The following is a 17,633-nucleotide window of genomic DNA, read 5'->3' as shown; positions in this document are numbered from 1 at the left end:
GCACGCGATTACTTGGCGTAACGCTTGCGGAACTTGTCGACGCGACCGCTGATGTCCATGATCTTGTTCTGGCCGGTGTAGAACGGATGCGTGGCCGAAGAAACTTCGATCTTGATCAGCGGGTATTCATTGCCGTCTTCCCACTGGATCTTTTCCTTCGCCGTGGCGGCGAGGGTCGAGCGGGTCAGGAACTTGAAGCCATCGGACGTGACGTCCTGGAAGACGACTTCGCGGTAATCGGGGTGGATGTCGGCCTTCATTGGCGGGGACCAGTTTGCGCAAGGAAAGAGCGGCATTGTACCGGCACCCCGGCATCCGCTGCAAGTCGGGTATCGGACGCGGTCAGCGCGAGAGGACCCGACGGACGCGCGCATGGAAGCGGGCGATGTCGTAGCGCATCAGGATCCGTGCGCTGTCCGCCCGGCCCTCCCGGGGCTGCCAGTCGACCATCGTCATGCCGCGGCGCGGTCCGTGTTCTAGCACGACTTCGAGCGGGCGTTCCTGCATCTCCAGTGCGCCTTCAGGCTCGAGGAGCCAGGCCATCGTCAACGCGTCGGCCGAATGCCAGTCGTCGCCGCGGCGGTCCGCGGACCACTCGCGGGTCTTGCGCGAGATCTCCTCGTAGAACCCTCCGATCGGACCACCGCCGCTCATCCACTCCACCACCGCGTCATGCGGCAGGCCGTGGGCGACCGTCGCCTCCCAGTCGCAGAGGTCGAACCGCGGAAACGCATCGAACACGATCGATGCCGCCTCCGGATCGAAGTAGGCATTGAACTCCGCGGACGGGGTGATATTGCCTTGGCCGGTGACTGCGCCGGACATGGCGACGAAGCGCGACACGCGCGAAGGAAGCGTTGGATCGAGTTTGAGCGCCAGCGCGATGTTGGTCAGCGGGCCGAGCGCCGCCAGCACCAGGCGCCCGGCGTGCTCGTGGGACAGGCGCAGGATCGCCAGGGCTGCATGCTCGGGCTCTGCTGCGCGCAGCGCTGGCGCATACCCCACGTCACCGAAGCCGTCTTCGCCATGCACATACGCCGCGTCGGGCGCCGCATGCAGCAGAGGCGACGCACTCCCCGCGAACACGGGTACATCGCTACGCCCCGCCACCTCGCAGAGCTTGAGCGCGTTGCCGACCGTGTGACGCAGGCCCACATTGCCGGCGGCGATCGTCAGGCCGACCACGTCGTGGCGGTCATCGTCGAATGCCAGAAGCAAGGCGAGGGCGTCGTCCACGCCGGGATCGGTATCGATCAGCAGGGGAATCTTGTCGGTCATTCCACATTATGGCGCGTGCCGGCGATCGCGATGAACCAGCGGCCCGCATGCGGGCACCGCGCGTCTGCCCCGCCTACCGCTTGCGCCGTCATTCCGCGTCACGCGCTTGCGGCTCTCCCATCCCCGGCGCCAGAGCGCCAGACGTTGGCCCCGGACATATCCGTCGGATTGACTGTTGTCGTCGCGCCGAGCTGCACATCGCCGAGCGCTTCTGCCGAAAGCGTCTTGATGCTCCGACGGGGCCCACCGCGATTCCCCTCTCGGTCAGTCCTTGTGCGAACAGCCGCAGGACTTCCGCTTCATGAACAGATGCATGCGTTCAGGCCGCTGCGTACCGCGCAGCGCTGCCGATCCAGCGCTGGACGATGCGCTCCACAAGATCGGGACGCGAGTCGAGCAGGACGTCGCCGATCCGGTGGATTGCCGGCAGCAGATCCGCGTCCCGCGCAAGATCGGCCAGGCGGAACTCGGCCAGTCCGGTCTGGCGCGTGCCCAGCAGCTCGCCGGGGCCGCGCAGCGCGAGATCCTTCTCGGCGATCTCGAACCCGTCGGCGGTACGGCGCATGGTGTCGAGGCGCTCGCGCGCCATCCGCGACAGCGGCGACTGGTACAGCAGCACGCAGCTCGACGCGGCCGTACCCCGCCCCACCCGCCCCCGCAACTGGTGCAACTGCGCCAGGCCAAGGCGCTCGGCATTCTCGATCACCATCAGCGATGCATTGGGCACGTCGACGCCCACTTCGATCACTGTCGTCGCGACCAGCAGATCGATCCCGGCATCCTTGAAGGCGCGCATGGCCTCCTGCTTGTCGGCGGCTTTCATCCGGCCATGCACAAGCCCGATACGCAGACCGGGCAACGCCGCGACAAGCTGCTCGAACGTCGTCTGCGCGGCCTGCGCGACCACCTCGTCCGAATCGTCGATCAGCGTGCAGACCCAGTAGGCCTGCCGCCCCTGCGCGCAGGCATGGCGGATCCGTTCGATCAGTTCCGGCCGACGCTCGGCGCTGAGCACGACGGTCTGCACCGGCGTGCGCCCCGGCGGCAGCTCATCGATCGCCGAGACATCCAGATCCGCATAGGCGGACATCGCCAGCGTGCGCGGGATCGGGGTGGCGGTCATCACCAGCTGGTGCGGCACGTGGGTACCATCGGCGCCCTTGTCGCGCAGCGCCAGACGCTGGTGGACGCCGAAGCGGTGCTGCTCGTCGACGATCGCCAGGGCGAGGTCGCGGAAGGCGACATTCGCCTGCATCAGTGCATGGGTCCCGACGACCAGCTGCGCTGCACCGGAGGCGATCTCGCCCAGCACCCGGGTACGGGCGCGGCCGGTGACCTTGCCGGCGAGCCAGGCGACACTGATGCCGAGGGGCTCGAACCACGCCCGCAGGTTCTGCGCATGCTGCTCGGCCAGCAGTTCGGTCGGCGCCATCAGTGCGGCCTGCCGCCCGCCATCGATCGCCGCCGCCGCCGCCAACGCCGCGACCACCGTCTTGCCGCTGCCGACATCACCCTGCACCAGCCGCAACATCGGTCTGCGCGCGGCGAGATCCTTGAGCACGTCGCGGTAGACGCGGGCCTGCGCGCCGGTCAGCGCGAACGGCAATGCCGCCTGCAGGGCGCTGGCAAGCGGGCCCGGCCGCAGCGGGTGGGCACGGTGCGCCTGCAGCGCGATCCGCTGGCGGCGCAGGCTCAGGTGATGGGCGAGCATTTCCTCGAGCACGAGGCGACGCTGCGCCGGGTGACAGCCCGATGCCAGCAGGCCGATGTCGGCATCGCACGGGGGCCGATGCACATAGAGCAGCGCCTCGCGCAGCGTAGGCACCTCGAGCGATTCGAGGATGGCGCCAGGCAGCAGTTCAAGTGCAGGGCCCTGCGGCAGACGGTCCAGCGCCTGCCCCACCAGGCGGCGCAGCACCTGCGGGCCGACCCCCTCGATCAGCGGGTATACCGGATCGAGGCGATCGTCGAGCACCGTCGGCGCCTCGCGATCCAGCAGCCGATAACTGGGATGGACGATCTCCAGCCCATGCTGCCCGGGTCGCGGCGTGCCGAAACAACGCAGGCGCGTGCCCACCGCGAGTTGCGCCACCTGCGCGGCGCGGAAGTGGAAGAAACGCAGCACCAGGCTCCCACCCGATCCATCGTCGATCGCGACGCGCAGCAGCGGACGCCGCCGGAAGCCCTTCTCCACCGCTTCGACGACACCCTCGACCTGCGCCGGCACACCGCTGCGCAGGTGCCCGATCGGCGTGATCCGGGTGCGGTCCTCGTACTGCCGCGGCAGGTGCAGCCACAGATCTCCGACCGTGGCGAAGCCACGCGCGGCCAGCTTTTCGGCGACTTTCGGGCCGACCCCGGACAGGGCCGACAGCGGCGTCAGACCGGCATCGGCCAATGCCGGGAGCGGCGTCCTCGTCATGCCGGGCCGTGCACGGATCTCAGCCGAGCACCATCACCGCGTCGACCTCGAAGCGCGCGCCCTTGGGCAGCGCAGGCACCTCGATGGTGGAACGCGCGGGGAACGGCGCCTCGAAGTACTCCGCCATCACCGCATTGACCTGGGCGAACTCGCCCAGATCGGTGACGTACAGACCGACGCGGACGATGCAGTCCAGACTGCCGCCCGCGGCCTGCGCCACGGCCTTCAGGTTGTCGAACGCCCGGCGCGCCTGCACGGTGATGTCGCCGGCGACGATCTCACCGCTGACCGGATCCAGCGGGATCTGGCCGGAGAAATACACGGTGTCGCCGGCGCGCACGGCCTGCGAATACGGGCCGATCGCGGCGGGCGCGTCCGGCGTGGAAACGGGCGTGCGGGGCATGGGCAACTCCGTGGGCGGGAAGCGGGCATTCTAGCCGGCCGACCCGCCGCGCACGCGCAGCTCACATGCGTTGCACGCCGTGCACGACCGGCAACCGGCGGATGCGGCGGATCACGTCGGCCAGATGCTTGCGGTTCTTGACCTCGATCGAGAAGCGGATTGCGGCCACCGTGGTGTCCCGTTCGAGATATTCCACGCCGTCGATGTTGGACTGCACGCGCGCAATGGCAGCGGCCACCTGTGCCAGCACGCCGGGATGGTTCTCCACCTCGATCCGCAGCGCCACGTTGTAGTCACCGACGACCTCCCGGTCCCAGTCGATATTGAGCCAGCGCTCGGGCGACTTGCGGAACTCGGCCACGTTCGGGCAGTCCATCCGGTGCACGACGATGCCGCGGCCGGTGGTGTGGTAGCCCATGATGCTGTCGCCGGGGATCGGGGTGCAGCAGTTGGCGAACGTGATCACGCCACGCTCGTCGCCGCGGATGCGGATGGTCTCGCCCGCACGCGCCAATCGTTCGTTGGGAACACCGCCTTCGTGCTGCGCCAGTGCCAGCGCCACCTGCGCGGGCATGCGGTTGCCCAGCGCGATGTCGGCCATCAGTTCTTCGAGACGCGGATAGCGGGCTTCCACGAGATAGGCGTCCAGCCGTTCCTGCGGCAGCCGGTCGAGCGAGGTACCCAGCTCTTCCAGCGCACGGTCGATCATGCGATGCCCCAGCTGCACGGCGTCCTCATGCTGCAGGTGCTTGAGCTGCGCGCGGATCGCGGTGCGCGCCTTGCCGGTGGCCACGAACTCGAGCCACTGCGGCCGCGGCATCGAGGATTTCGCCGTGACAATCTCGATGCGCTGCCCGCTGACCAGCTGCGTGCGCAGCGGCACCAGCTTTCCATCCACGCGCGCAGCAACCGCGCGGTTGCCGATGTCGGTATGCACCGCGTAGGCGAAGTCCAGCGCGGTGGAGTTGCGCGGCAGCGACATGATGTCGCCCTTGGGAGTGAACAGGTAGACCTCGTCGGGGAACAGGTCGACCTTGACGTTCTCCAGGAACTCCAGCGACGAACCGGTCTGTCGCTGCGACTCCAGCAGCCCCGCGATCCACGAATGCGCGCGCGACTGCGCGCTGTTGGGGCCGTCGCCGCCGTGCTTGTAGGCCCAGTGCGCGGCGATGCCGCGCTCGGCGATGAGGTCCATTTCCTCGGTGCGGATCTGCACTTCGATCGGTGCGCCATACGGACCGAAGAGCACGGTGTGCAGCGACTGGTAACCGTTGGCCTTGGGAATCGCGATGAAGTCGCGGAAGCGGCCGTCCAGCGGCTTGAACACCGAATGCGCGACGCCGAGCGCGTGATAGCAGTCCGCGGCGGTGCCGACGATGATCCGGTAGCCGAACACGTCCATGACCTGGGTGAAGGTTTTCCCTTCACTCTGCATCTTGTTGTAGATGCTCCATGGCGACTTGATCCGCCCGACCAGCCGGTACTGCAGGCCGGCAGCGGTGAGCCGCTGCGCGAGCTGCGCCTCGATGCTCGCCAGCGCCTCGCGCCGCACCAGCGGCTGGTTGCGGATGCGTTTCTCCAGCACCGCGTGGCGGATCGGATACAGCGCATGGAAGCCGAGATCCTGCAGCTCTGCCTTGATCTTGTTCATGCCCAGGCGCTGGGCGATCGGTGCGTAGATGTCGAGGGTCTCGCGGGCGATACGCTCACGCGCCGGCCCCGGCTGCGCGCCAAGGGTCCGCATGTTGTGCAGACGGTCGGCGAGCTTGATGAGGATCACGCGCAGGTCGCGCGCCATCGCCAGCATCATCTTGCGGAGACTCTCCGCATCCGCCTCCTGGCGGCTGCCGAAGTTGAGCTTGTCGAGCTTGGTGACCCCTTCGACCAGTTCGGCGACGGTTTCCCCGAACTCCGACGCCAGCGCCTCGCGCGTCAGCGGCGTGTCTTCGATCGTGTCGTGCAGGATCGCCGCGACCAGGGTCTCGATGTCGACCTTCTGCTCGGCCAGCACCACCGCCACCGCCACCGGATGGGTGATGTAGGGCTCACCGGACTTGCGCATCTGGCCGGCATGGGCGGCCGCGCCCACCGACCAGGCGCGCCGCAGCTGCTGGCGCTGATCTTCAGGCAGGTAAAGCGTCGCCCGCTCGAGTACCTGCATGTACTCGGGTATCGCGTCGTCGGCGGACACGTGGGTCGATTCTGGAACGGGAGCGGGCGCGAGGGGCGTCATCCCCGAAGCCTACGGGCATGGTCGTCGATTTGGAACCACGACGCGTCATCGCGCATGCGCCTGCGAAAACGCAACGACCCCGCCGGAGCGGGGTCGTGGGTAGAGCCGACAATGCGCGCGCCCGAAAGCGTGCGCAGCGGACGATCAGATGTCGTCGCCCTTGGCCATGTCCTCGTCCGCGACGACTTCGGCCGCTGCCCATTCCAGGGCCTCGCGCTCCTTGCGCTCGCGCTCGGACTTGTCGACCGCTTCGATGAAGGACTGATCGATGCGGCGCGCGGCGATCTCGCGCAGCGCCAGCACGGTCGGCTTGTCGTCGTTCTCGCTGTTGTCGAGCTGCGGCTCGACGCCATTGGCCAGCTGGCGCGCGCGACGGGCGGCCATCATGACCAGCTCGAAACGGTTGTCGACAACTTCCAGGCAATCCTCAACGGTGATGCGGGCCATGCGGGCTCCCGGCGACCTGACGGCCGCGCGAATTCAGAAAATAGGGCCGAGCATCGTACTGCCACGGGCGCTTGCGCGCAAGCAGCCACTATACGAATCAATCGCTTACGGACTCAGGCGGCGTCGGTGCCGGCCGGTTCCTGCAACAGCCGCGCGATCAGAGCGGCATGGCGCTCGGCCTGACGTTCACGACGCAGCCGGCTGGCACGGAAGATCGCGCACATCTCGGACACCGCAGTGTCGAAATCCTCGTTGACCACGACATAGTCGAACTCGTCGTAGTGCGACATCTCTTCCTGCGCCGCAGCCAAGCGCTGCGCCATCACCGCCTCGCTGTCCTGGCCGCGCTTGCGCATGCGCTGGTCGAGGGCATCGCGCGAGGGCGGCAGGATGAAGATGCTCACCGCCTCGGGGACCTTCTCGCGGACCTGGCGCGCACCCTGCCAGTCGATTTCCAGCAGCACGTCCTTGCCGGCAGCGAGCTGCGGTTCCACCGACTGGCGCGCCGTGCCTTTCCAGTCGCCGTGCACCTTGGCGTACTCGAAGAACTCGCCAGCCTCGATCATCTGCTGGAACACGTCCTTGCCGACGAAGTGGTAGTGCTCGGCGTGGCGCTCACCGGGGCGGGCGAGGCGCGAGGTGAACGAGACCGACAGCGCGATGTCGGCATCGCGCGACAGGCATGCATTGACGATGCTCGACTTTCCCGCGCCGGACGGCGCGGCGACGATGAACAGCGTGCCGCGCATCGGCGGGGTGTCCATGGAATGGTGGGATTCGGGGGCCACGCCCGTCTCCGGCGCTCGGGAGGCTGCGCATCGTACCGCTTTACGTGGCCCGCCGCCGCGCGGCCCGCCGCCTACTCGATGTTCTGGACCTGCTCGCGGATCTGGTCGATCAGCACCTTCAGCTCGATGGCTGCCTGCGACGTACGCCGATCGACCGATTTCGACCCGAGCGTGTTGGCCTCGCGATTGAATTCCTGCAGCAGGAAATCCAGCCGGCGGCCCACCGGTTCGCGCTGGGTCAGCACCCGGCGGATCTCGACCACGTGGCTGTCGAGGCGATCGAGCTCTTCATCGACATCGAGCTTCTGCAGCCAGAGCACCAGCTCCTGCTCCATGCGCCCGGGCTCGACCGGATGCGGCAGATCGTCGAGGCGCGCCTGCAGCTTGGCGCGCTGGCCTTCGCGGATCTGCGGCATCAGCGTGCGCACCTCGGCGGCGATGGCCGCCACGCCGTCCACGCGTTCGAGGATGGCGGTGACGAGCTTGCCGCCTTCCCGCTCGCGCGCCTCGACGAAATCGGCGAGCACCTCGTCGAGCAGCGCCAGCACCTCGACCTGAAGGGCGGCCGGATCCACGCCGCGCGACTGCAGTACGCCGGGGAACTGCAGCAGATCGGTCAGGCCCGCGCGCAGCTCCGGAAAGCCGTCCCGCAGCTCCTGGGCCAGGCCCTGCAGCTGTGTCAGCAGCGCCCGGTTGAGCTGCAACTCGCCGCCGCCCTCGGCAGCCCGCAGGCGCAGGCCGACATCCACCTTGCCCCGCGACACCTTGGCCGCGACGCGCTCGCGCAGCGCCGGTTCCACGCCGCGCATCTCTTCGGGTATCCGGGTGCCGAGCTCGAGGAAACGGTGGTTCACCGCGCGCACCTCGCATGCCAGCGTGCCCCACTCGGTGCTGCGTTCGCGGGCGGCGAAAGCGGTCATGCTGCGGATCATCGGCGGGTTCACTGCGGAAATCGGCGCACGAGTATGCCATCGCCGGTCGGGGCGGCTGCAGGGGGCGCTGCTAGACTCCCCGCCCGCTTCCCCCTTGCAGATCCCGCCATGTCCGATCCCATCCGTCCCAGCGGCCGTACACCCGGCCAGCTGCGCAACGTGTCCTTCCAGCGCGGGTTCACCCGCCATGCGGAGGGTTCGGTGCTCGTGACCTTCGGCGATACCCGGGTGCTGTGCACGGCCAGCGTGGAGAACCGCGTGCCGGGCTTCCTGCGCGGCAAGGGCGAGGGCTGGGTGACGGCGGAGTACGGCATGCTGCCGCGCGCCACCAATACCCGTAACGACCGTGAGGCCACACGCGGCAAGCAGAGTGGCCGCACGCTCGAGATCCAGCGGCTGATCGGCCGCAGCCTGCGCGCCTGCGTGGACCGGCGCGCGCTCGGCGAACGCACGATCACCCTCGACTGCGACGTCCTGCAGGCCGACGGCGGCACCCGCACTGCCGCGATCACCGGCGCCTATGTCGCCCTGGTCGATGCGGTCGCCAAGCTGCGTGGCCGCGGCGAGATCAGCCGCGATCCCGTGCACGGCGCGATCGCCGCGGTCTCGGTCGGCATCTACAAGGGCGTACCGGTGCTGGATCTCGACTATGCCGAGGACAGCGACTGCGACACCGACATGAACGTCGTGATGAACGACGGCGGCGGCTTCATCGAGGTGCAGGGCACCGCGGAGGGCCACGCATTCCGGCGCTCGGAAATGGACGCGATGATGCAGCTTGCCGAAACCGGGGTCGCCGAGCTCGTGGCCCTGCAGCGCGCGGCGCTCGCGGGATGAAGCGGCACGACCGGGCGGACATGACGGCCCCCGGCAGCGCGGCGATCGATCGCGCCGGGCATGCGCTCCGCGCGGCGGATGGCCTGGCGGGCGCCTTGCGCGATGTTCATGGCGGGCGGTGCCGGCTGCCGGTGCAAAGGCCATGAACACCCTCGTCCTGGCGAGCGGTAACGCCGGCAAGCTCATGGAGCTGCGGGCGATGCTCGACGATCTCGGTCTGGTGATCGTGCCCCAGCGCGAGCTTGGGGTCGACGACGTGCCCGAGACCGCCACCACCTTCGTCGAGAACGCATTGATCAAGGCGCGCCATGCCTGCAGGCTCACCGGGCTGCCGGCGCTTGCCGACGATTCCGGCCTGATCGTCGATGCCCTCGGTGGTGCGCCGGGCCTCTACAGCGCGCGCTATGCGGGCACGCCGACCGACGATGCCGCAAACAACGCCAAGCTGCTGCAGGCACTCGAGGGCGTGGAGCCCGAGCGACGGACCGCGCGCTTCCATGCGGTCATCGTGCTGCTGCGACACGCCGACGACCCGCAGCCGCTGATCGCCGAGGGCAGCTGGGAGGGCCGGATCCTCGACACGCCACGCGGGCACTTCGGCTTCGGCTACAACCCCGTTTTCCTGGATCCGCCTTCCGGCCTGACCGCGGCGGAGATGGCGCCCGAGCAGAAGAACCGCATCAGTCATCGCGCGCTGGCGCTGCGGGCGCTGCGCGATCGCCTGGCGGCCTCGACGCCGCTCGCGCAGGCCACACGCTGAAGCACGGCGGACCGCCCGGCGCCCCCGAGCCTTGCGCACGCCGCCCACCGCCCTGACCTTGCCCTGATGCTGATTCCGCCGCCCCTGTCGCTGTACGTGCACCTGCCCTGGTGCGTACGCAAATGTCCGTACTGCGATTTCAATTCGCACGAGTTCGGCGGCGGCACGCCCCCGTTCGATGCCTATGTCGACGCCCTGCTCGCGGATCTCGACCAGGACTTGCCGCTGGTCTGGGGCCGCACCGTGCACAGCGTGTTCTTCGGCGGTGGCACGCCGAGCCTGTTTCCCGCCGATGCGATCGAACGCATCCTGCAGGGGGCCGCGGCGCGGCTGCGCTTTGCGCCGCAGGCCGAGATCACCCTGGAAACCAACCCCGGCACCACCGAGCACGGCCGTTTCGAAGACTACCGGCGCGCGGGCGTGAACCGGCTGAGCTTCGGCATCCAGACCTTCGACGACGCCTGTCTGGCGCGTCTCGGGCGCATCCACGACGGGGCGCAGGCGGCCGCGGCGATCGAACTTGCGCGCCAGGCCGGCTTCGACAACTTCAATCTCGATCTGATGTATGCCCTGCCGGGCCAGACCCTGGCGATGGCGGCAGCGGATGTCACCCGCGCGATCGAGTTCGCGCCGACCCACATCTCCCATTACCAGCTCACCCTCGAACCCAATACGGTGTTCGCGGCGCGCCCCCCGGCCGGCATTCCGGACGACGATCTCGCCTGGGACATGCAGGAGCAGTGCCAGGCCCTGCTGGCCGAGGCCGGGTACGCGCAGTACGAGGTCTCCGCCTATGCGCGCCCGGGGCGTCGCTGCGCGCACAATCTCAACTACTGGCGATTCGGCGATTACCTCGGGATCGGCGCTGGCGCGCACGGCAAGCTGACCCTCGGCAGCGAGCAGAGCATCCTGCGGCGCTGGAAGAGCAAGCATCCCGCAGCGTGGCTGGCGGGCGCCGGAACGCCTTCGGGGATCGGCGGCGACGAGTCCATCGAGCCCGCCCGCCGCCCGTTCGAGTTCATGCTCAACGCGCTGCGGCTGGTGGATGGCTTCACGCTCGCGGAGTTCGAGGCGACCACCGGGCTGCCGCCGACGGTGATTGACGGACCGCTTGAAACCGCCACACGCAACGGCTGGCTGCAGCGCTCCGACGACGGGCGGATCGTGCCGACCGAGCTTGGCCGACGCTTCACCAACGACGTCGTGTCGCTCTTTCTCGACGACTGACGCGGCGCGCGGGCCGCTCGACCAGCGACGCGTCGCAGCAGTCGGGCGCCGCACCGCTGCACCTCCCTCCGGGCCTCTTTCAAAACGTGACGCTGGTCGCGCTCGCACGCGCATGTTAAAGAAAGCGCTCGACCGCCCCGGCAATCGGAATGCCCGCACTCCTCAAGTCCACGTCCCCGCCCCGCTCGATCGCCTCGGCAGGCCTGCCGCCACGCGTGCGGCGCACGCTGGAGCGCGCATTGGCGCTGGTCTCCAGCGAGCTCGATCCCGGCCTGTCCAACCTGGTGTCGGAATTCGAGCAGGAACTGTTCCGGCTTGCCGACCAGGCGCGCAACCCGGGGATCGAGTCGGGCTACATGGCGACGTTGCGCGCGTTCCGCGCCAACCGGGCCGATCTGGTGCCGCGCTTCCTGCTGGCGCTGGAAGCCTCGTTGGCGGCACTGCGCACGCCCGCCCCGCCGCTGCCGCCCGCGCTCGCGGAGACGCCGTCATTCGGCGCACTGAGCCTGGTCGAGGATGCGGTCATGGACGAGGGCACGGTGCTGCGGGAGATCGCGAGTCGCCAGGAGGGACGCGCCAATCTGTCGCTTCACCTGCTCGGCCAGCGCTTCGGCGTGCTCGCGGCCACGCCCGCTTTCGATGCGGAGCGGCTGCCGCTGGGTCCGCAATGCCTGTGCCGGGCAATTTCGACCGCGGCCTGCGCGGTGGAGATCGAGCACGATGCACGCCTGCTGCTCTACCGCATCTTCGACCGGGTGGTCCTGGCCGGCTATGCGCGGGTGCTCGAGCAACTCGACGCACAGCTCGCCGCGGACGGCATCCTGCCCGCGCTGACCTTCGTGCCGGTACGCGCGCGCGCAGAGCCGATCGAGGCGAAGGATGACGCCCGCGCAGCCCGCGCCGAGACCATCGCCAGACAACGCAAACCGGTCGACGACGCACAACGGCCGTACACCGGTTGGGGCGAGCCGGCGGATGCCGGCGAGAGCGAGCGTGCCGAGGACATCCAGGCCCACGAAGCTGCATATGCGCGCCTCCAGGAGTTGATGTCCGGACGGCGCGAGCTGCTGCGCAAGTTCCAGCCGCGCGGTGAGACGCCGCTGCCGCGGCGACAGCTGGCCACCAGCGAGGTCGCCGATGCGCTGCGCCAGTTCCAGCAGGCGCCGCCCGGCGGCCGCACCGCCCGCAGCCTGGTCGAGATCAAGCGCTCGTTGCTCGCGCAGGCGCGGCAACGCACCGGCGAAGGCGCGAACCTCGCGCCGCAGGACGAGGATGCGTTCGAGCTGCTCGGCATGATCTACGGGCACATCGAACAGGAGATCCGCGCCGAGGCCCCGGCGGCGCCGCTGGTCCGCGAACTGCAGATTCCCCTGCTGCGCGCCGCGCTGCAGGACCATTCGTTCTTCACCCGCCAGCGCCACCCGGCGCGGCAACTGCTCAACACCGTGGCCGAGAGCGCGGCCGCATGGCATGAAGACACCGCATTCGATCCCCGCGTGCAGGCGGCGTTGCGCGCGGCTGTCGCCCACGTGGTCGGCAACTACGAGGGAGACGTCGCGGTGTTCGCCGAAAGCAATGCGCAGGTGCGCGCGCAGTTGCAGGTGCAGGCACGGACGGCGGAACTGCAGGAGCGGCGCCACATCGAAGCTGCGCGCGGCCGCGAGAAGCTCGCTGCGGCACGGTTGCGGGCCGAGGAGCTGATGCGCGGAATCGTCGGCGAGCGACGCCTGCCCCGGTTCTCCCGCGCACTGCTCGACCAGGCCTGGGCGGACGTGCTGACGCTGACCCTGCTGCGCCATGGGGAGTCGTCCGAGGAAGCCGGACGGCAGCTCGACACCACGCGTCGCATCGTCGAGGCCGCGCTGGAAGCCACGCCAGAGCCCCGCATCGATCTGCAGCGCGATGTCGAATCCTCACTCGGACAGGTCGGCTACCACGGCGAGGAAGCGACGGTGATCGCCCAGCGCCTGACCAGCCACCGCAGCGACGAGGACGATGCCGCCTCACGTACCGAGCTGGCGATGAAACTCAAGGCGCGCGCGCGCCTGGGCGAGGAGGCGGGCGCCGTCCGGCACGAAAAGCCACCTGCGCGCACGCCAGACGAGCAGGCGCAGTACGACCATCTGCGCACCTTGCCGTTCGGCACATGGATCGAATTCACCACCAACCAGCAGGGCGACCTCGTGCGTCGGCGCATGTCCTGGTTCAGCCCGATGACCGATCACGTGCTGTTCGTGAACCAGCGCGGGCAGCGCTGCGGCGAACAGTCGCTAGACGCAGTGGCCAGGCTGATGGCTTCCGGCAACGCCCGCGTGGTGACTGCGAACCGCGGCCGCCTCGTGGACCGCGCATGGCAGGCCGCGATCGGCGCACTGCGCAGCTTTGCGGGCCGCGGCGAGCAGGACATGTCGGAGGCAACCGCGTGATGCAGGAATTCCGCCGCGCCCGCCGCCGCAAGGCGCCCGACATGATCCTGGTCACCGACGCGATGACCGGCCGCGTGGTGGGACGGGTGGGCAACCTCTCGGAAACCGGCATGCTGCTGATCGCCAGCGAGCGTTTCGTCGATGACGCGCTCTACCAGCTGTCCTTCACTCTGCCCGATGCGCCGGACGCGCCGGTGGAGATCGGCGCGCATCTGCTCTGGCTCGACGACGCGACGCTGGCAGGCGCAAGCTGGGCGGGTTTCCGTTTCATCGCGGCGACACCTTCGCTGGCGCACCGGCTGCAGGGCTGGGTCAACGCGCCGGGGAGCCATTACGCCTGATCGCGCCTTTGCTGTTTGGCGTGCGAGGCCGCGAGCCGCCGCCCGGCAGCGCCGATACCGATCCGGCAGAATGGGCTGATCCACTCGCTGCCCCAGGATCGCGATGTCCATGCCTGCCCCGTCCACTGCCCGTCTCTACGCCGATCATCTTGCGACGCTGCAGGCCCGCGCCGCGACCGCGCTCGAGCGGGCCGGCTTCGATCACCTGGTCATTCCCAGCGGCACCCAGCACTTCCAGGTGTTCGACGATCGCGATTACCCGTACGCGGTCAATCCGCAGTTCAAGGCCTGGGTGCCGCTGACGCGCAACCCGGGCAGTTGGCTGGTGATCACGCCGGGCCATCGACCCAGACTGATCTACCTGCAGCCGCGCGACTACTGGCACGTGGTACCGGAAGCGCCGTCGGGATACTGGGTCGAACATTTCGATATCGTCGTGATCCGCAAGCCCGAAGAGGCGCAACAGCATCTGCCCAGGAACGCCGCGAAATGCGCAATCCTCGGCGAGTCGCAGAGCGCGCTGGGCCATTACGGCGCGTACCGGCCCAACAATCCGCAGGCGGTGGTGGATCACCTCGACTACCACCGCGCGTTCAAGACGCCGTACGAGATCGCGATGCTGCGCGCGGCCAACCGGCGCGCGGTACGCGCGCATGCGGCCGCCGAACGCGCGTTCCGCGCGGGCGCCAGCGAGTTCGGCATCCATCTCGCCTACTGCCAGGCCGCCGGACAGGACGCCAACGAGCTGCCCTACGGCAACATCGTCGCGCTCAACGAGCACGCCGCGGTGCTGCACTACACCGAACTCGGTCGACGTGCGCCCGATCCGCTGCGCAGCTTCCTGATCGATGCGGGCGCGGCCCACGCGGGCTATGCGGCCGACATCACCCGGACTTACGCCGCCGATACCGGCAGCGAGTTCCAGGCGATGATCGATTCGGTCGAGCGTGCGCAACGGGCGATGTGCGACCAGGTCCGCGCCGGCGCCGACTACCGTCAGCTCCATCTCGACGCGCACCTCGCACTGGCAGGTGTGCTGCGCGACTTCGGCGTTCTGCGCATCTCGCCGGAGGAAGCGCTCGAAACCGGGGTGAGCGCGGTGTTCTTCCCGCATGGTCTCGGTCATGGCATCGGCCTGCAGGTACACGACGTCGCCGGCTTCGCAGCCACGGAGACCGGCGGCACGATCCCCAAGCCGACCGGCCATCCGTATCTGCGCCTGACCCGGAGCCTCGCGCCGGGCATGGTCGTGACCATCGAGCCGGGGGTGTACTTCATCGACATGCTGCTCGAAGACCTGCGTGACGCAGGCAAGGGCGATGCGGTCGACTGGAACCGTATCGCGGCGTTCCGGCCTTACGGCGGTATCCGCATCGAGGACGACATGGTCTGCACCGACGATGCGCCGGAAAACCTCACGCGCGATGCATGGGCGGAGCTCGACGCCGCCTGACTCCGGCAGGCGGCCCGGCCCGTGGCATCGTGCGCCATCGACCTGCGCAGGCGGGCCCTGCCTTCCGAACCGATGCTTGCGAGGGCGCCGGTCACGATGTTCGAACGCGCACGCGCTACTTGCGCGCCATGAAGTCCTCGATCTCGTCGGCAGTGCGCGCCAGTCCCGACGTCAGCACTTCGTGCCCGGTCCTGGTGACCAGTACGTCGTCTTCGGTACGGATGCCGATGCCGCGCCATTTCGCGTCCACGCTCGTGTCGTCGACCGGAATATAGAGACCGGGTTCGATGGTGTAGACCATGCCCGGTTCGAGCAGGCGTGATTCGCCTTCGATGCGGTAGTCGCCCACGTCGTGGACGTCCAGGCCGAGCCAGTGACCGGTCTTGTGCCGGTAGTAGCGCTTGTAGCTGCCGTCGGCGATGCGCTTGTCCAGCTTTCCCTTGAGCAGACCGAGCCGCAGCAGGCCATCGGTCAGCGCCTCGACCGCGGCGTTGTGCCCGGCCTCGTAGGCGACGCCCGGACGGGCCTGCGCCAATGCCGCCTGCTGCGCGGATTCGACCACCTCGTGCAGCGCGCGCTGCGCGGGCGTGAAGCGGCCGTTGACCGGAAACGTGCGGGTGATGTCGGCGGCGTAGCCGCGGTATTCGGCACCCGCGTCGACCAGTACCAGATCGCCATCGCGGGCCTGGGCGTTGTTGGCGCGGTAGTGCAGCACGCAGGCATTGGCGCCGGCGCCGACGATGCTCTCGTACGCTGGCTGGGCATCGTTGCGCCGGAACACATATTCGAGCTCCGCCTGCAGCGCGTACTCGTGGATGCCGGGGCGCGCGGCGCGCATCACCGCGGCGTGCGCCTCGACACTGATCTTGGCCGCGCGGCGCATGAGCTTGAGCTCATCGGCGCCCTTGAACAGCCGCATCTCGTCGAGCAGATGGCCCAGCTCGAGGAACTCGTGCGGCGGCTGCGCGCCAACCCGCACCTGCGCGCGCACGCGATTGAGCCAGCCGATCAGCTGCAGGTCGAATTCGGTGTCGCGGCCGAAGTGGTAGTAGACGCGCGTGCGCCCCTCCAGCAGGCCCGGCAGGATCTCGTCGAGATCCTCGATCGGGTATGCATCGTCCATACCAAGCGTTTCGACCGCGCCTTCGGGGCCGACCCGTGGCCCGTCCCAGCCTTCGCGTTCCGGATCGCGCTCGCGGCAGAACAGCAGCGCCTCGCCATGCTTGCGACCGGGCACCAGAACCAGCACCGCGTCGGGTTCGGCGAAGCCGGTCAGGTACCACAGATCGGAATCGGGCCGATAGGCGTGATGGGTGTCGCGACTGCGCACCCGCTCCGGCGCACTGGGCAGGATCAGGATCGCGTCGTTGCCGGCCAGGCGCATCAGCTGGCGCCTGCGCTTGAGGTAACTGGCTGCGGTGATGCCGGTCGGCGACGCCATGTCAGTTCAGCTGCTTGCGGTGCCGCGGCCCCAGCGCTGCATCGCCGTGCAGAAGTAGCACCGCCACGCGCACGAACTCCTCGAGCTCGGCCAGGGCGTCTTCCTCGCCGGCATCGTCTTCATCTTCGGCATCGGGCTGCGCGGCGGCGAGCCGCGCCAGGTCCGACAGCGCCTCCCTGCCTTCATCGGACAGCGACGAACGCTCGCCGGTGGCGAGCCCGAAGCCGCCGAGAAAGCCGCGACACCAGTCGAACAGGGCGGCGCTGCGTACCGACAAGGGCTCACCATCGTCGGGCATCAGCAGCGCGAACGCGAAATCATGGTCCTCGAGCTGGAGCGCGGTGGCCACACGCATGCGATCGAGCGCACTGCCAGCGGCCGGCGCGGGCAGGTCGGGATCGGCCAGGACCGGCGCCAGCCAGGCTGCGACATTTTCACCGCCACCCGCCAGCCAGCCGCTGAGGCCGCCATGGAGTTCGCTGCCCGGGATGGCCAGTTGCAGGTGACGGATTTCCGCGTCGATTTCAGCGAGGCTGGGCAGGGTCTCGGACACGGGGGACGCTCACGTACGGGGGAGCTCCAGTGTACCAACGGGCCTTCGCTGCCGGCCTGCGTGCTTGTTGCCGCGCTGCGGCCTGCCTACAC

The 17,633-nt window shown here is 68.9% G+C and carries 16 protein-coding genes; 6 read left to right on the top strand and 10 right to left on the bottom strand.

Annotation, left to right across the window (positions count from 1 at the left end; genetic code table 11):
• Nucleotides 1-8: 8 nt before the first annotated feature.
• The 8 genes from CNR27_RS05495 to CNR27_RS05460 form a co-directional block, all read right to left on the bottom strand.
• Nucleotides 9-260 carry a type B 50S ribosomal protein L31 gene (locus CNR27_RS05495; protein ID WP_096297289.1) on the bottom strand — a complete coding sequence of 84 codons (252 nt, stop codon included), beginning with the start codon at nt 258-260 and terminating at the stop codon, nt 9-11.
• Nucleotides 261-342: 82 nt separating this feature from the next.
• Nucleotides 343-1,278, bottom strand: a complete 936-nt coding sequence (locus CNR27_RS05490; protein ID WP_096297288.1) for a nucleoside hydrolase — start codon at nt 1,276-1,278, stop codon at nt 343-345.
• A gap of 319 nt (nt 1,279-1,597) precedes the next feature.
• Nucleotides 1,598-3,700: an ATP-dependent DNA helicase RecG gene (gene recG / locus CNR27_RS05485; protein WP_096297287.1), complete on the bottom strand. Its 2,103-nt coding sequence runs from the start codon at nt 3,698-3,700 to the stop codon at nt 1,598-1,600.
• Between the two features lie 19 nt (nt 3,701-3,719).
• Nucleotides 3,720-4,103 (bottom strand): RidA family protein, encoded by a 384-nt coding sequence (locus tag CNR27_RS05480; RefSeq protein ID WP_096297286.1) that lies wholly within the window; start codon nt 4,101-4,103, stop codon nt 3,720-3,722.
• A 61-nt stretch (nt 4,104-4,164) separates the two neighbouring features.
• Nucleotides 4,165-6,336: a RelA/SpoT family protein gene (locus CNR27_RS05475; protein WP_096297285.1), complete on the bottom strand. Its 2,172-nt coding sequence runs from the start codon at nt 6,334-6,336 to the stop codon at nt 4,165-4,167.
• Nucleotides 6,337-6,480: 144 nt separating this feature from the next.
• Nucleotides 6,481-6,783, bottom strand: coding sequence for a DNA-directed RNA polymerase subunit omega (gene rpoZ, locus CNR27_RS05470; protein WP_096297284.1), 303 nt, complete (start codon nt 6,781-6,783; stop codon nt 6,481-6,483).
• 113 nt (nt 6,784-6,896) lie between these two features.
• Entirely contained in the window at nt 6,897-7,532 is a 636-nt protein-coding gene (gmk, locus tag CNR27_RS05465; protein WP_096300336.1) for a guanylate kinase, read from the bottom strand.
• Between the two features lie 110 nt (nt 7,533-7,642).
• Nucleotides 7,643-8,503: a YicC/YloC family endoribonuclease gene (locus CNR27_RS05460; protein WP_096297283.1), complete on the bottom strand. Its 861-nt coding sequence runs from the start codon at nt 8,501-8,503 to the stop codon at nt 7,643-7,645.
• A gap of 108 nt (nt 8,504-8,611) precedes the next feature.
• Here CNR27_RS05460 and rph point away from each other — a divergent pair, with 108 nt between their 5' ends.
• From rph to pepQ, 6 genes are all read left to right on the top strand, one after another.
• Nucleotides 8,612-9,340: a ribonuclease PH gene (rph, locus tag CNR27_RS05455; protein WP_096297282.1), complete on the top strand. Its 729-nt coding sequence runs from the start codon at nt 8,612-8,614 to the stop codon at nt 9,338-9,340.
• A 142-nt stretch (nt 9,341-9,482) separates the two neighbouring features.
• Nucleotides 9,483-10,100 (top strand): RdgB/HAM1 family non-canonical purine NTP pyrophosphatase, encoded by a 618-nt coding sequence (gene rdgB, locus CNR27_RS05450; protein ID WP_179948221.1) that lies wholly within the window; start codon nt 9,483-9,485, stop codon nt 10,098-10,100.
• Between the two features lie 66 nt (nt 10,101-10,166).
• Nucleotides 10,167-11,327, top strand: a complete 1,161-nt coding sequence (gene hemW / locus CNR27_RS05445) for a radical SAM family heme chaperone HemW (protein WP_096297280.1) — start codon at nt 10,167-10,169, stop codon at nt 11,325-11,327.
• A gap of 149 nt (nt 11,328-11,476) precedes the next feature.
• Nucleotides 11,477-13,753 (top strand): DUF1631 family protein, encoded by a 2,277-nt coding sequence (locus CNR27_RS05440; protein WP_096297279.1) that lies wholly within the window; start codon nt 11,477-11,479, stop codon nt 13,751-13,753.
• Nucleotides 13,753-14,094 carry a PilZ domain-containing protein gene (locus tag CNR27_RS05435; RefSeq protein ID WP_233580288.1) on the top strand — a complete coding sequence of 114 codons (342 nt, stop codon included), beginning with the start codon at nt 13,753-13,755 and terminating at the stop codon, nt 14,092-14,094. Before CNR27_RS05440 ends, CNR27_RS05435 begins: the two co-directional genes overlap by 1 nt.
• Nucleotides 14,095-14,203: 109 nt before the next feature.
• Nucleotides 14,204-15,547 (top strand): Xaa-Pro dipeptidase, encoded by a 1,344-nt coding sequence (gene pepQ / locus CNR27_RS05430; RefSeq protein WP_096300334.1) that lies wholly within the window; start codon nt 14,204-14,206, stop codon nt 15,545-15,547.
• 115 nt (nt 15,548-15,662) lie between these two features.
• Here pepQ and CNR27_RS05425 read toward each other — a convergent pair whose 3' ends face one another.
• The gene (locus CNR27_RS05425; RefSeq protein WP_096297277.1) at nt 15,663-16,988 is read right to left on the bottom strand and encodes an aminopeptidase P N-terminal domain-containing protein; all 1,326 of its coding nucleotides are present in this window, start codon (nt 16,986-16,988) and stop codon (nt 15,663-15,665) included.
• A gap of 1 nt (nt 16,989) precedes the next feature.
• On the bottom strand, nt 16,990-17,541 hold the full coding sequence (locus CNR27_RS05420) for a UPF0149 family protein (RefSeq protein ID WP_425435492.1): 552 nt from the start codon (nt 17,539-17,541) through the stop codon (nt 16,990-16,992).
• Nucleotides 17,542-17,633 lie beyond the last annotated feature (92 nt).

Origin of the sequence: Luteimonas chenhongjianii (genome assembly GCF_002327105.1) — a bacterium.
Lineage (GTDB): Bacteria > Pseudomonadota > Gammaproteobacteria > Xanthomonadales > Xanthomonadaceae > Luteimonas > Luteimonas chenhongjianii.
This window is presented reverse-complemented; position numbering and strand designations above follow the sequence as displayed.

Bases quoted from the DNA above. Each gene is read 5' to 3' on its own strand.
- CNR27_RS05495 (WP_096297289.1), bottom strand. From the start codon at position 260: ATGAAGGCCGACATCCACCCCGATTACCGCGAAGTCGTCTTCCAGGAC.
- CNR27_RS05490 (WP_096297288.1), bottom strand. From the start codon at position 1,278: ATGACCGACAAGATTCCCCTGCTGATCGATACCGATCCCGGCGTGGAC.
- recG (WP_096297287.1), bottom strand. From the start codon at position 3,700: ATGACGAGGACGCCGCTCCCGGCATTGGCCGATGCCGGTCTGACGCCG.
- CNR27_RS05480 (WP_096297286.1), bottom strand. From the start codon at position 4,103: ATGCCCCGCACGCCCGTTTCCACGCCGGACGCGCCCGCCGCGATCGGC.
- CNR27_RS05475 (WP_096297285.1), bottom strand. From the start codon at position 6,336: ATGACGCCCCTCGCGCCCGCTCCCGTTCCAGAATCGACCCACGTGTCC.
- rpoZ (WP_096297284.1), bottom strand. From the start codon at position 6,783: ATGGCCCGCATCACCGTTGAGGATTGCCTGGAAGTTGTCGACAACCGT.
- gmk (WP_096300336.1), bottom strand. From the start codon at position 7,532: ATGCGCGGCACGCTGTTCATCGTCGCCGCGCCGTCCGGCGCGGGAAAG.
- CNR27_RS05460 (WP_096297283.1), bottom strand. From the start codon at position 8,503: ATGATCCGCAGCATGACCGCTTTCGCCGCCCGCGAACGCAGCACCGAG.
- rph (WP_096297282.1), top strand. From the start codon at position 8,612: ATGTCCGATCCCATCCGTCCCAGCGGCCGTACACCCGGCCAGCTGCGC.
- rdgB (WP_179948221.1), top strand. From the start codon at position 9,483: ATGAACACCCTCGTCCTGGCGAGCGGTAACGCCGGCAAGCTCATGGAG.
- hemW (WP_096297280.1), top strand. From the start codon at position 10,167: ATGCTGATTCCGCCGCCCCTGTCGCTGTACGTGCACCTGCCCTGGTGC.
- CNR27_RS05440 (WP_096297279.1), top strand. From the start codon at position 11,477: ATGCCCGCACTCCTCAAGTCCACGTCCCCGCCCCGCTCGATCGCCTCG.
- CNR27_RS05435 (WP_233580288.1), top strand. From the start codon at position 13,753: ATGCAGGAATTCCGCCGCGCCCGCCGCCGCAAGGCGCCCGACATGATC.
- pepQ (WP_096300334.1), top strand. From the start codon at position 14,204: ATGCCTGCCCCGTCCACTGCCCGTCTCTACGCCGATCATCTTGCGACG.
- CNR27_RS05425 (WP_096297277.1), bottom strand. From the start codon at position 16,988: ATGGCGTCGCCGACCGGCATCACCGCAGCCAGTTACCTCAAGCGCAGG.